Here is a 12,222-nt window from a genome sequence, read left to right on the forward strand (position 1 = left end):
CGGGCTCAGCCGTTGCGGTGCGAGCGGAAGACGAGATAGCGCGCCGACAGGAAGTTGGCGCTCATGCCCGCGAGGCTGCCGAGCGCCACGCCGAGCGCGGCGGCCCAGCGCCCTTCCACCCAGTGCAACGTGAGCACGTAGGCACCGTAGTTGAGCACCGCGCCCGCAGTCATGGTCGCCAGGTAGCCCAGGTACTCGCGCCAGATGGAGCCGCCCGCAGCCGCGCTGGCCGCGAAGGTGTAGCGGCGGTTGAAGGCCCACGTGGTGGTGGCCGCCGCGAGAAACGACACCACGCGCGCCACGTACCAGCCCAGCAGCGGCGCCAGCAGGTACAGCACCACGACATCGACCACGAGTCCGATCACGCCGACGATGGCGAAGGCGAGGAACTCGCGCCCGACCTTCATCGCGAAGCCTGCTCGCGCACGCTGGGAATCGCAAGGTAGCTCAGCCGCTTGGCCTCGCGTCGCCCCAGAGTGATGGCCTGCATGATGACGCCGCACACGAAGGACAGCATGGCCGCCAGCATCGCGCCGGTGGCCAGCACCGCCGTGGGCAGCCGGGGCACCAGGCCGGTGTGCAGGTAGGTCATGAGGACCGGCACGACCAGCGCGACCGACATCAGCGCCAGCAGCCCGCCGATGATCGAGAAGAACTGCAGCGGCCGCTCGCTCACGAACAGCTTGCAGATGGTCTTGAGGATGCGCCAGCCGTCTCGGTAGGTCGAGAGCTTGCTGACCGAGCCTTCGGGACGCGTGCTGTAGGCGGTGCTTTCCTCGGCGTAGGGCATGCGCAGCTCGAGCGCGTGCACGGTGAGCTCGGTCTCCGTCTCGAAGCCCCGCGACAGCGCCGGGAACGACTTCGCATAACGCCGCGAGAACACGCGGTAGCCCGAGAGCATGTCGGTGAGCCCGCCGCCGAAGAGCTGCGCCACCGCGCCCGTGAGCATGCGGTTGCCGAAGCGGTGGCCGGCGCGGTAGGTGTGCGCGTCCTGGCCATCGTCCACGCGGCTGCCGACCACCATGTCGAGGTTGTCGTTCACCAGCCGGTCGACGAGGCGGCGCGCGGCGCCGGCGTCATAGGTGGCGTCGCCGTCGGTCATCACGTACACGTCGGCATCGACGTCGGCGAACATGCGCCGCACCACGTTGCCCTTGCCGCGCAGGGCCACGTGGGTGACGGTGGCGCCGGCCGCGCGGGCCACGCCCGCCGTGTCGTCGCTGGAGTTGTTGTCGAAGACGTGGATCTCGGCCTCGGGCAGCGCGGCTCGAAAGCCCTCGACCACCTGGGCGATGGCGAGCGCCTCGTTGTAGCAGGGGATGACCACGGCGACGCGCAGGCCACCATTGCTGCTGCCACTGCGGCCCTGCCGGGTACTGGAGAAATCGACGGCGTCGTTCATGGTGCGACGGGAAGGATACGGTAGACCCGGCTGCCGTCCTTCTGGTATTCCACGGCGAAGTACTTGTCGAAGTCGATGCGCGCGGTGAACACCGGCACCACCGAGTCGGGCAGCACGATCGCGACGAAGCCCATGCCCGAGAGCTTGCGCGCGAGATCGCCGCCCGACAGGCGCCCGAAGTCGGTGTAGCGCCACGGCCCGAGGGTGTCGCCCCAGATGGGGTTGGGGCCGTAGTAGATCGCCTCGTTCAGCGCGATCTGGTAGACGCGGCCGGTGGCGTTGCGCCGCAGGTAGTCCATCACCGCGTAGCCCGGCACATGCTGGCGCAGCACGGCCTCGCGGGCCTCGGGCGTGGTCGATATCAGCGCGACCTTGACGGCCGTCTGGCGCACGGAAACGGCGGCCAGCACCGCCAGCAGCAGCACGATCACCCAATCGCCCACGCGGGCCGGCGTGCGCCCGGTGACGGCTGCCGGAGCCGCGTCCGTTGCCGCAGCCTTGGCCCCGAACATGCGACGAAAGCCCGCGGCGATCCAGCCGAACACCACCTGCCAGCCGATGGCCGCGATGGCCGCCAGCAGCGGAAACGAAGCCGTCAGGTAGCGCGGATAGCGCGAGGTCACGACCCAGACGACCACCGAGTAAAGGCAGAACCAGCCGGCCGCGCGCACCGCTGCGGAGCGCTTCCACAGCGGGCTGAACGGCGCGAAGAACACGGACCAGAGCAGCGCGTTGGGCAGCTCGGCATGCACGCGCACGTCCGCCACCTGCTGCACGTAGTCGGCCGGCGTCCACTCGGTGAATCCGAACACGCGCGCGCCGATGGGGTTGAAGGGGTCGCCCGTCATGATGGCGTTGCGCGCGTACCAGTACACGCACGGAACCAGGAAGCAGACGAACACGAGCGCCCAGGCTCTGAGGCTGCGCTCATGACGGAAGACGAAGGGTGCCACCAGCGGCAGGAAGATCAGCGCCTGGTACTTGGAGCCCGCGGCCACGCCCAGGCAGAACGCCGCCACGCCGAGCCAGCGGATGCCACCGTGCGCAGGCTTGCCGACCTCGGACTCGCGCCACCACCACAGCGCCACGCAGGCCGACAGCACGAAAAGCGCCACGCCCATGTCGATCAGCGCGTTGGAGTAATCGCCGAGCCCCAGCCAGATGGCCGCGCCGATGCAGGCGGTGAGCCGGTCTGCGTGCAGCGTGCCCAGCCGGTAGACCATGACCACCGACAGCGCCCCGGCCAGCCCGTTGAGGAAGTGCGGCAGCACGTCGTCGCCAAGCTGCAGCGCGGCGGCGTACAGCAGGTTGTAGTTGTACGGGAACCAGGGGTAGCGCAGCCAGTCGTGGATGCCCAGCGAGCCCTGCTGCGCGACCTGGCGGGCATAGGGCAGGTGGTACATCAGCTCGTCGAAGGCGATGGGCGGCGCGAGCGGCGCCGCCAGCGCGGGCAGTGCGACCAGGGCCAGCGCGATCGCCGCGATGCGCTCGACGTAGGTCCAGGGCGCGGCGGGCGAGTTCGCGAGCAGCATGCGCCGTTCGCGCAGCCAGGAGGGCAACTGGAGCGCTGCGGCCACCACGCCCACGGCGACGAACGCCACGGTGGCGCCGGTCTTGAAGGCCCCGAAGATGGCCAGCGCCTGGAAGGCGCAGATGAAGAACCCCACGCCCAAGGCAACGGCCATTGCTGCCTCGAGCCCCGCATCGCGGCGCGGCGCAGGCGCAAGGCGGCCCAGCAGCGCGCGCCCGTAGCCCCAGCAGCCCGTCACGAAAACCGCCAGGGCCGCGTAGTGCGCGGCAGCAAACATCAGCTTCTGAATAACAACTCCCGGTGCCGGACGGCCGCGCCGGCCGCGCCGGCCGGCAGGTTCAAAGGTTGGGCGCGAGCAGGCGTTCGAGGTCGGCTTCGCTTTCCTTGCGCCGCGCAGCCTGGTCCTGCAACTGGTCGTGTCCGATCTTGCCGACGTTGAAGTACGTCGAATCGGGGTGACTCAGGTAGAACCCGCTCACGCTGGCGGCGGGCATCATAGCGAGGCTTTCCGTCAGGCTCATGCCAATGTCCGCGCAGTTCAGAAGGTCGAACATGGGGCGCTTCACGCTGTGGTCGGGGCAAGCGGGGTAGCCCGGCGCGGGGCGGATGCCGCGGTACTTCTCCGCGATCATGTCGTCATTGCTCAGGCTCTCTTCGCTTGCGTAGCCCCAGAGGTCGGTGCGCACGCGATGGTGCAGCGCCTCGGCGAAGGCCTCGGCCAGCCGGTCGGCGAGGGCCTTGAGCATGATGGCGGAGTAGTCGTCGAGGTCGTCGACGAAATACTTTTCCTTCTTCTCCACGCCCAGGCCGGCGGTCACGGCGAACATGCCGACGTAGTCCTTCACACCGCTGTCCCTGGGCGCGACGAAGTCGGCCAGGCAGCGGCTCGGGCGCATCACGCCGTCGATCTCGTGCTTCTCGGTCTGCTGGCGCATGCCGTACCAGGTGAGCGCGACTTCGCTGCGCGACTCGTCGGTGTAGAGCTCGATGTCGTCGTCGTTCACCGTGTTGGCGGGCCAGAAGCCCACCACGCCGCTCGCGCTGAGCCAGCGGCCCTCGATGAGGCGCTTGAGCATGCGCTGGCCGTCGGCATACACGCGCACGGCCTCGGTGCCGACGATCTCGTCCTTCAGGATGGCCGGGAACGGGCCCGCCAGGTCCCAGGTCTGGAAGAACGGGCCCCAGTCGATGTACTTCGCGAGCTCGGTGAGGTCGAAATTCCGGAACACGCGCCGGCCGATGAACTTGGGGCAAGGCGGCAGGTAGTTCGCGAAGTCGATGGGCGTCTTGTTGGCGCGCGCCTTGGCCAGCGGCCACAGCGGCACCTGCTTCTTGTTGGCGTGCTGCTCGCGCACCTTCACGTAGTCGGCGTTGATCTCGTCGATGTACGCGCTGGCCTGGTCGCTCAGCAGACTTTGCGCCACGCTCACGCTGCGCGAGGCGTCCGGCACGTAGACCACGGGGCCTTCGTAGTGCGGCGCGATCTTCACCGCCGTGTGCACGCGGCTGGTGGTGGCGCCGCCGATCAGCAGCGGAATCTTGCGGATGCGGAAGTGGTCGTCCTTCTGCATCTCGCCGGCCACGTACTGCATTTCCTCCAGGCTCGGCGTGATGAGGCCGGAGAGGCCCACGATGTCCGCGCCCTCGACCTTCGCCTTCGCTAGGATCTCGTGGCAGGGCACCATCACGCCCATGTTCACCACTTCGAAGTTGTTGCACTGGAGCACGACGGTGACGATGTTCTTGCCGATGTCGTGCACGTCGCCCTTCACGGTGGCGATGATGATCTTGCCCTTGGTGCGCACGTCGCGGCCGGCGGCCTCGTCCTGGCGCTTTTCTTCCTCGATGTAGGGAATGAGGTGGGCCACGGCCGACTTCATCACGCGCGCCGACTTCACCACTTGCGGCAGGAACATCTTGCCCTGGCCGAACAGGTCGCCCACGATGTTCATGCCGTCCATCAGCGGACCTTCGATCACGTGCAGCGGACGCCCGCCCTTGGCGATGATGGCCTGGTAGGCCTCTTCCGTGTCTTCGACGATGAAGTCGGTGATGCCGTGCACCATGGCGTGCGAGAGGCGCTGGCTGACCGGCACCGGCTGCTCCGGCGTGCCGCGCCATTCGAGCTTCTTGCTGTCGTCTTTCGCGCCGCTCCTGGCGGTCTCGGCCACTTCGACGAGGCGCTCGCCGGCGTCGGAGCGGCGGTTGAGCACCACGTCTTCCACGCGCTCGCGCAGCTCGGGTTCGAGGTCGTCGTACACGCCCACCATGCCGGCGTTGACGATGCCCATGTCCATGCCCGCCTTGATCGCGTGGTACAGGAACACGGTGTGGATGGCCTCGCGCACCGGGTCGTTGCCGCGGAAGCTGAAGCTCACGTTCGACACGCCGCCCGACACCTTCGCGCCCGGCAGGTTCTGCTTGATCCAGCGCGTGGCCTCGATGAAGTCGACCGCGTAGTTGTCGTGCTCCTCGATGCCGGTGGCAATCGCGAAGATGTTCGGGTCGAAGATGATGTCCTCGGGCGGGAAGCCCACCTCGTCCACCAGGATGCGATAGGCGCGCTCGCAGATCTCGATCTTGCGCGCATAGGTGTCGGCCTGGCCCTTCTCGTCGAAGGCCATCACCACGGCGGCGGCGCCGTAGCGCTTCACCAGCTTGGCCTCGTGCTTGAACTTGTCGACGCCCTCCTTCATGGAGATGGAGTTGACGATGCCCTTGCCCTGGATGCAGCGCAGGCCCGCCTCGATGACCTCCCACTTCGAGCTGTCGACCATCACCGGCACGCGCGCGATGTCGGGCTCGCTGGCGATGAGATTGAGGAAGCGCACCATCGCGGCCTTGCTGTCGAGCATGGCCTCGTCCATGTTCACGTCGATCACCTGCGCGCCGTTCTCGACCTGCTGGCGGGCCACGGCCAGCGCTTCTTCGAACTGCCCGTTGAGGATCATGCGCGCGAAGGCCTTGGAGCCCGTGACGTTGGTGCGCTCGCCGATGTTGACGAACAGCGTGCCTTCACCGATGGAGACCGGCTCCAGGCCTGAAAGCTTCATGGGAGGCGGCATTGGGGAAGACATGGTTGGACTCGGGGGCAAAAGCGGTTATTCGTGCGCGGGTTGGCAGGAGTCTATCGCCCTCCCATGCGCCGCAGTGGCTGCAGGAGTAAGTCCGAATCATGAAAGGGAAAGTCCGGATCGATCCGGCCCGGTCGGTTTCGCAGAATAAAAAGTGCACGCTCGTTCGTTTTTGCGTGCCCCCAACCGATCAACCCACGAGGGAGTTCCGATGATTCGACTGGCGAAGAGGATTGCGGCTTCGAGGACAAGGACGACGGGCAGGAAGGACGGCACGGTCCGGCGGATGGCCGGCGCGCTCCTGGTGTGCGGCATGCTGGCGCTCGCCCCTCTGGCGCAGACGGCGCAGGCAGCCAACACCAATGCGCAGACGGCCTATCCGATCGTGCTGGTGCACGGCATGCTGGGCTTCGACACCATCGCCGGCATCGACTACTGGTACGGCATTCCGGGCGAGTTGCGCGCCCAGGGCGCGAAGGTCTTCGTCGCCGAGGTGGCGGCCACCAACAGCAGCGAGGTACGTGGCGAGCAGCTGCTCAAGCAGGTGAAGGACGTCCTGGCGCTGACCGGCGCGAGCAAGGTCAACCTGATCGGGCATTCGCACGGCGGCCCCACGGCGCGTTATGTCTCGGGCGTGGCGCCGCAGCTGGTGGCCTCGGTCACCACGGTGGGCAGCCCGCACAAGGGCAGCAAGGTGGCCGACCTGCTGGGCAACACGCTGCCAGAAGGCAGCCTGAGCCGCACGGTGGTGGTGGGCGCGGTGAACGCCTTCTCCAGCCTCATCGGCATTCTTTCGGGCAACAACACGCCACAGAGCGGCCTGGGCGCCCTCGATTCGCTCAATACCGCCGGCTCCGCGAAGTTCAATGCCAAGTTCCCCGACGGCGTGCCCATCACGGCCTGCGGCAACGGCACCGAGTTGGTCAACGGCGTGCGCTACTTCTCCTGGTCGGGCACGCAGCCGCTGACCAACGTGTTCGACGCCTCCGACTACCCGCTGTCGCTGCTGAGCCTGGTGCATGGCGAGGCCAACGACGGCTTGGCCTCGGCCTGCAGCTCGCACCTGGGCACCTACATCGGCAGCTACAGGCAGAACCACCTGGACGAGGTGAACCAGATGCTCGGGCTGCGCGACCTGTTCTCGGTGAGCCCGGTGACGCTGTACGTCAACCAGGCGGTGAAGCTGAAGCAGCTCGGCCTCTGAGGCGGCCATGCCCCGCAAGCTCCTGCGCCCGCTCGCGGCGGTCGCGGTGGTGCTGGCCGCGGGCGCCGCGTGGTGGTGGTTGCAGGCCGACGGCACGCGGGCGCCGGCACCCGCGGCCACCGCTTCGGCGTTGCCACCGGCCGCCATTGCCGACGCGTCGACCGGCTCCGGCGCGCCCTCAAGCGGAAGCGTCCATGCCCCCGATCCGCTCTTGACACCCAACCTGCTGCGCATCTTCGAGCAGATGCTCAACGACAGCCAGGCGCGCGACAAGGAAGGCCTGATGGCCGAGATGCGCGCAAAGATCGACAAGTACCTGCCGCCCGAGTGGCGGGTGCGCGCGCTGGGCCTGCTGGAGCGCTACATCGACTACCGCAATGCGCTCGAGGCGCTGCCGGCGGCCAGCATCGGCGATCCGGCAGGGCTGCGCAGAGTGCTCGATGCACGCGCCGGCATCCGCTCGCGCTACTTCGCGCCCGAGGAAGTCGAGGGCCTGTTCGGCGCCGAGGAGAAGTTCGACCGCTTCAGCGTCGAGAAGCTGGAGATCGAGCGCAACGCGAACCTCACCGCCGAGCAGAAGCGCCAGGCGCTCGCGAAGACCGAGGAGACATGGCTCACGCCCGAGCAGCGTGCCGACCGTGCCGCTTCCGTCGCGCAACTGGCCGTGGGCGAGCAGACCGCTGCGCTGGAAGCACGCGGCGCCAGCCCGCAGGAGCGTTTCGAGGAGCGCTCCAGGCAGTACGGCTACGAGGCGGCGCAGCGGCTCGCGACGCTCGACCAGCAGGAGCAGGACTGGCAGAGCCGCCTGTCGCGCTACGCCGCGGCCGACGAAGCCACGCGCGCGCAGCTGCAGGCCGAGCTCTTCACGCCGCAGGAGGCGCTGCGGCTGCAGGCCGCGCTCGAGATGCGGGCGGCCGGAGAAAGAAAAAGGCGGCCACGCCGCCTTGATCCTCTTTGTCCGGGCGGCCCTCAGGCCGCCACCGGCACCTTCGCGGCAGCCGAAGCCGGCAGGCCGAACACGCGGTCGAAGGCCCAGTTGAAGACGAAGGTGTAGACCAGGAAGAACACCACCAGCCCCAGGTCCATCACCAGCGCCTGCCAAAGCGTGACGCCCAGGCCCCAGGCGAACATCGGCACCAGGAAGGCGATCAGGCCGCCCTCGAAGCCGATGGCGTGCGCGATGCGGCGGCGCAGGCTGCGTCCGCGCACGGCCTGGCGCGACTCCCAGCGCTCGAAGAGCGAGTTGAAGACCAGGTTCCAGATCACCGCGATGACCGAGGCCGCCACCGCCAGCACGCCCGAATGGCCCAGGCCGGCGTCCGTCATCAGGGCCAGGCCCGCGCTGGCGGCCACGATGGCGATGCCTTCGTAGAGGCTGATGTAGACGATGCGGCGCTGAATCCCTTGCATGGCTTTCTCTCTGTGTTCGTTGATGCGATGACTGGACTTTATTTGTCATCTGCTGATATAAAAAGTTAACTTGTTTCAGTTTTATTGAAAGATCGGCGCCATGGCCTTTTCCAGCGACAACGTCGAAGTCTTCCTGGCCGTGATCGACCACGGCTCCTTCTCGGCCGCCGCGCGGGCGCTGCGCCGTGTGCCGTCGGCGGTGAGCATGGCCATCGCGAACCTGGAGGCCGAACTCGACCTGCAGCTCTTCGACCGCAGCGGCCGCGAGCCCCAGCCCACGGCCGCCGCGCGCTCGCTGGAACCACAGGCGCGGCTGCTGGCGGCCCAGCTGAAGCAACTGCAGGTGCAGGCGCTGGCGCTCACCCAGGGGCTGGAAGACCGGCTCACGCTGGCCATCGCGCCCGAGCTGCTGGCCGCGCCGTGGACCGGACCGCTGTCGGAGCTGGCGCGGGAGCATCCGCTGCTGCAGGTGGAAGTGCTGGCCGCGCCGCAGGCCGACGCGCTGGCGCTGCTGCACAGCGGGCGAGCGCAGCTGGCGCTGGTCTTCGAGCGACCCAGCCTCGACGGGCGCGAGGGCTTCCAGGAAGTGGGCAGCGAGCTCATGGTGGCGGTGATGGCGCCCGACCACCCCGTGCTCGCCGCCAACGGCGGCCGGCTGCGCGAGGACCACCTGACCAACACCCGCCAGATCGTGGTGGCCGGCCGCGACCTTGCCACCAGCGACCCGCGCTTCGTGTTCGCGCGCCACGTCTGGCGCTCCGACAACGCGCTGGCCGCGCTGAGCCTGATCACCGCCGGGCTGGGCTGGGGCTGGCTGCCGCGCAACTTCGCGCGACCGCATGTGGCGGCGGGCGCGCTGGTCGAGATTCCGTTCGAGAACCTCAGCAACGGGCTGGACCTGTGGGTGGACGTGGTGTGGTCACGTGAGCGCCCACTCGGCTTGGGAGCGCAGCATTTCGTGAATCTGATCGCGAAGGGCCGGGCTGCGGCGGGCGAATGCAGCCCGAAGGTGAGCGGCGATCCGGCTGCTCAGGCGAACTAGACGACTGGTCTAATTGCCGCTAGAGTGCGGCCCATGAACGCGATCGCCCCCACCCCCGACGTCCGCCAGCACATCCTCGACGTGGCCCATCCGCTGCTGCTGCGCAAGGGCTTCACCGGCGTCGGGCTGGCCGAGGTGCTGGCTGCGGCGAAGGTGCCGAAGGGGTCGTTCTATCACTACTTCGGCTCCAAGGAAGTCTTCGGCGAGGCCGTGCTGGAGGCCTACTTCAGCGAGTACCTGGGGCGCACCGACACCCTTCTGGCCGAAGGCGCCGGCACCGCCGCCCAGCGCCTGCTCGCCTACTTCGACGACTGGCTCGACTCCCAGACCGGCGACGAGGCGCAGAGCCGTTGCCTCGTCGTCAAGCTCGGCGCGGAGGTCTGCGACCTGTCCGAGAGCATGCGCGCTGCGCTGGCGCGCGGCACCCGAGGCATCACCGACCGGCTCGCAGGCTGCATCGAGGCCGGCCGGGCCGACGGCTCGCTGAAGGCGATGCCACAGGAACAGGACGCGCAGGGCGTCGCCGTCGCGCTCTACCAGCGCTGGCTCGGTGCCAGCCTGCTGGCCAAGATCACGCGCGACCGCGCATCGCTGGACGCAGCCATGCGCGACACCCGGCAGTTGCTGGGCCTGTCCACGGACCACTGACACCCACGAAGCGGGAGGCGAGCGCGCTCCCGCTTTTTTCGCCCATTCACTAGACGACTGGTCTATTCACCGAAGGAGCCACGCCCCATGCATCAAAGCGAAACCACCAACCGCCGCATCGTCCTCGCCGCCCGGCCGCGCGGCCTGCCGACGCCCGCCGACTTCCGCATCGAGGAAGGCGCCGTCCCCGCGCCCGGCGAGGGCCAGGTGCTGCTGCGCACGCTGCACCTGTCGCTCGATCCGTACATGCGCCAGTTGATGGACGAGGTTCCGCCGCTCTATGCGCCCGCCTCGGTGCAAGTAGGCGAGGCGATGCCGGGCGGCACGGTCAGCCGCGTCGTCGCCTCGCGCAATGCGCAGTTCAGCCCCGGCGATCTCGTGCTGGGCAACGCCGGCTGGCAGGACTACGCCCTGTCCGACGGCCAGGACCTGATGCCGCTGGGCCAGATGGCGCAGCCGTCGCTGGCGCTCGGCGGGCTCGGCATGCCGGCCTTCACCGCGCACGTGGGCCTGCTCGACATCGGCCAGCCCAAGCCAGGCGAGACCGTGGTGGTGGCGGCCGCGACCGGCGCAGTCGGCTCGGTGGTCGGGCAGATCGCCAGGCTCAAGGGCGCGCGCGTGGTGGGCATCGCAGGCGGCGCGGACAAGTGCCGCCACGCGGTCGAGGTGCTGGGCTTCGACGCCTGCATCGACCGCCACGATCCGGAGTTCGCATCGCGCCTCGCGGCCGCCTGCCCCCAGGGCATCGATGTGTACTTCGAGAACGTCGGCGGCGCGGTGTTCGACGCGGTGCTGCCGCTGCTCAACATCGGCGCGCGCGTGCCGGTGTGCGGGCACATCGCCGACTACAACAGCGAGACTCTGCCCACGGGCCCGAACCGGCTGCCGCTGCTGATGGCGGCGCTGCTGCAGAAGCGCATCCGCATGCAGGGCTTCGTCATCCTCGACCATTACGGCGAGCGCTTCGATGCATTCCGGCGCGAGATGGACGAGTGGGTCGAGGCCGGCAAGATCACGCTGCGCGAAGACCGCATCGACGGGCTGGAGAACGCGCCGGACGCGTTCATCGGCCTGCTTCAGGGCCGCAACTTCGGCAAGCGCGTGGTGCGCGTCGCGCAAGACTGAGGGCTGCAGCGCCGGCCTTCAGTGCCGGTGCCCGCCGCCGTGACCTCCACCATGGTCACCGCCACGGCCTCCCCCGCGATGCCCGCCCCCACCGGGATGCGGATGCGGCTTGCCCGGCGGCGGACCGGGACGAAAGCCCGGCTGCGGCCGTGGTGGCCTGATTCCCGGGTCCACCGGCGGACGGATGCCCGGCGCGGGCGGTGGCCTGAAGCCCGGTCCGGGTGGTCTGAACCCCGGACCCGGCCGCCAGGGATGCGGCTGCCATCCGGGCCGCACCGGCGGCGGTGGACGCCAGCCCGCCACGGGTGGCGGAGGCGGCCGGTTGCCCCACCAGCGCCGGTCGCCGTACCAGGGCCTGTCGCGGTAGTAGTCGGCCCAGTAGCTGCCGATTGCGAAGCCGATGATCGGCACGCCGATCAGCGCGCCGTAGGTGACCAGCGGCACGCGCTGCTCCTGGTAGGCGTAGTCGAGGTTGCGCGCCCAGATCCAGCCGCGCCCGCCATCGGGCAGCACCACGTCGCACCAGCCATAGCCGCTGGTGCAGCCGACCACTTCGAGCGGCTGGCCGGGCCCGAGCCGCGCCACCAGCGGATAGTCGCCCGAAGGCCCGGCGCGCAGATTGACCGCGCCGCGCGTGAAGGCCTGCTGCGCCTGCGCAGCGAGCGGCAGCGCAAGGGCAAGCGCACTGATGGCGGCCCAGCGCCAGGTGAGTGATGAGTTCATGGCACGGCTCCTTGCGCCCCAGCCTAGGCCGGGGGTGCCGGCCCGTCAATCAGCGCAGGTCCG

11 protein-coding genes are annotated in these 12,222 nt (G+C 68.9%); 5 read left to right on the top strand and 6 right to left on the bottom strand.

Translation table 11 applies throughout. The features are described 5' to 3' along the window. Positions 1–5: 5 nt before the first annotated feature. The 4 genes from AC1VNX_RS33625 to metH form a co-directional block, all read right to left on the bottom strand. Positions 6–407 (bottom strand): GtrA family protein, encoded by a 402-nt coding sequence (locus AC1VNX_RS33625; RefSeq protein WP_483161819.1) that lies wholly within the window; start codon positions 405–407, stop codon positions 6–8. Further along, entirely contained in the window at positions 404–1,402 is a 999-nt protein-coding gene (locus AC1VNX_RS33630; protein ID WP_483161820.1) for a glycosyltransferase family 2 protein, read from the bottom strand. Before AC1VNX_RS33630 ends, AC1VNX_RS33625 begins: the two co-directional genes overlap by 4 nt. After that, a complete protein-coding gene (locus AC1VNX_RS33635) occupies positions 1,399–3,210 on the bottom strand; it encodes an ArnT family glycosyltransferase (protein WP_483161821.1) in 1,812 nt (603 codons plus the stop codon). Before AC1VNX_RS33635 ends, AC1VNX_RS33630 begins: the two co-directional genes overlap by 4 nt. Positions 3,211–3,271: 61 nt before the next feature. Continuing rightward, positions 3,272–6,010, bottom strand: a complete 2,739-nt coding sequence (gene metH, locus AC1VNX_RS33640) for a methionine synthase (RefSeq protein ID WP_483161822.1) — start codon at positions 6,008–6,010, stop codon at positions 3,272–3,274. A 283-nt stretch (positions 6,011–6,293) separates the two neighbouring features. Between metH and AC1VNX_RS33645 the strand changes: the two genes are divergently transcribed. Together AC1VNX_RS33645 and AC1VNX_RS33650 are read left to right on the top strand one after the other, a co-directional pair. Continuing rightward, positions 6,294–7,211, top strand: a complete 918-nt coding sequence (locus AC1VNX_RS33645) for an esterase/lipase family protein (RefSeq protein ID WP_483161823.1) — start codon at positions 6,294–6,296, stop codon at positions 7,209–7,211. 7 nt (positions 7,212–7,218) lie between these two features. Next, positions 7,219–8,265, top strand: coding sequence for a lipase secretion chaperone (locus tag AC1VNX_RS33650; protein ID WP_483161824.1), 1,047 nt, complete (start codon positions 7,219–7,221; stop codon positions 8,263–8,265). On the opposite strand, the gene AC1VNX_RS33655 is transcribed toward AC1VNX_RS33650, so the two are convergent. Further along, positions 8,181–8,621: a PACE efflux transporter gene (locus AC1VNX_RS33655; RefSeq protein WP_483161825.1), complete on the bottom strand. Its 441-nt coding sequence runs from the start codon at positions 8,619–8,621 to the stop codon at positions 8,181–8,183. The genes AC1VNX_RS33650 and AC1VNX_RS33655 overlap by 85 nt on opposite strands. 100 nt (positions 8,622–8,721) lie before the next feature. Between AC1VNX_RS33655 and AC1VNX_RS33660 the strand changes: the two genes are divergently transcribed. The 3 genes from AC1VNX_RS33660 (at position 8,722) to AC1VNX_RS33670 (ending at position 11,436) form a co-directional block, all read left to right on the top strand. Then, positions 8,722–9,663 (top strand): LysR family transcriptional regulator, encoded by a 942-nt coding sequence (locus AC1VNX_RS33660; RefSeq protein ID WP_483161826.1) that lies wholly within the window; start codon positions 8,722–8,724, stop codon positions 9,661–9,663. Positions 9,664–9,696: 33 nt separating this feature from the next. Further along, the gene (locus tag AC1VNX_RS33665) at positions 9,697–10,311 is read left to right on the top strand and encodes a TetR/AcrR family transcriptional regulator (RefSeq protein WP_483161827.1); all 615 of its coding nucleotides are present in this window, start codon (positions 9,697–9,699) and stop codon (positions 10,309–10,311) included. Between the two features lie 87 nt (positions 10,312–10,398). Further along, positions 10,399–11,436 (top strand): NADP-dependent oxidoreductase, encoded by a 1,038-nt coding sequence (locus tag AC1VNX_RS33670; protein WP_483161828.1) that lies wholly within the window; start codon positions 10,399–10,401, stop codon positions 11,434–11,436. A gap of 18 nt (positions 11,437–11,454) precedes the next feature. Here AC1VNX_RS33670 and AC1VNX_RS33675 read toward each other — a convergent pair whose 3' ends face one another. Next, a complete protein-coding gene (locus AC1VNX_RS33675; RefSeq protein ID WP_483161829.1) occupies positions 11,455–12,159 on the bottom strand; it encodes an SH3 domain-containing protein in 705 nt (234 codons plus the stop codon). Between the last annotated feature and the right edge of the window lie 63 nt (positions 12,160–12,222).

Source organism: Variovorax sp. TLI9-5A, from assembly GCF_056867935.1.

What these genes read in the sequence shown, in the direction of transcription:
- AC1VNX_RS33625 (WP_483161819.1), bottom strand. Translation starts at nt 407, where the DNA reads ATGAAGGTCGGGCGCGAGTTCCTCGCCTTCGCCATCGTCGGCGTGATC.
- AC1VNX_RS33630 (WP_483161820.1), bottom strand. Translation starts at nt 1,402, where the DNA reads ATGAACGACGCCGTCGATTTCTCCAGTACCCGGCAGGGCCGCAGTGGC.
- AC1VNX_RS33635 (WP_483161821.1), bottom strand. Translation starts at nt 3,210, where the DNA reads ATGTTTGCTGCCGCGCACTACGCGGCCCTGGCGGTTTTCGTGACGGGC.
- metH (WP_483161822.1), bottom strand. Translation starts at nt 6,010, where the DNA reads ATGTCTTCCCCAATGCCGCCTCCCATGAAGCTTTCAGGCCTGGAGCCG.
- AC1VNX_RS33645 (WP_483161823.1), top strand. Translation starts at nt 6,294, where the DNA reads ATGGCCGGCGCGCTCCTGGTGTGCGGCATGCTGGCGCTCGCCCCTCTG.
- AC1VNX_RS33650 (WP_483161824.1), top strand. Translation starts at nt 7,219, where the DNA reads ATGCCCCGCAAGCTCCTGCGCCCGCTCGCGGCGGTCGCGGTGGTGCTG.
- AC1VNX_RS33655 (WP_483161825.1), bottom strand. Translation starts at nt 8,621, where the DNA reads ATGCAAGGGATTCAGCGCCGCATCGTCTACATCAGCCTCTACGAAGGC.
- AC1VNX_RS33660 (WP_483161826.1), top strand. Translation starts at nt 8,722, where the DNA reads ATGGCCTTTTCCAGCGACAACGTCGAAGTCTTCCTGGCCGTGATCGAC.
- AC1VNX_RS33665 (WP_483161827.1), top strand. Translation starts at nt 9,697, where the DNA reads ATGAACGCGATCGCCCCCACCCCCGACGTCCGCCAGCACATCCTCGAC.
- AC1VNX_RS33670 (WP_483161828.1), top strand. Translation starts at nt 10,399, where the DNA reads ATGCATCAAAGCGAAACCACCAACCGCCGCATCGTCCTCGCCGCCCGG.
- AC1VNX_RS33675 (WP_483161829.1), bottom strand. Translation starts at nt 12,159, where the DNA reads ATGAACTCATCACTCACCTGGCGCTGGGCCGCCATCAGTGCGCTTGCC.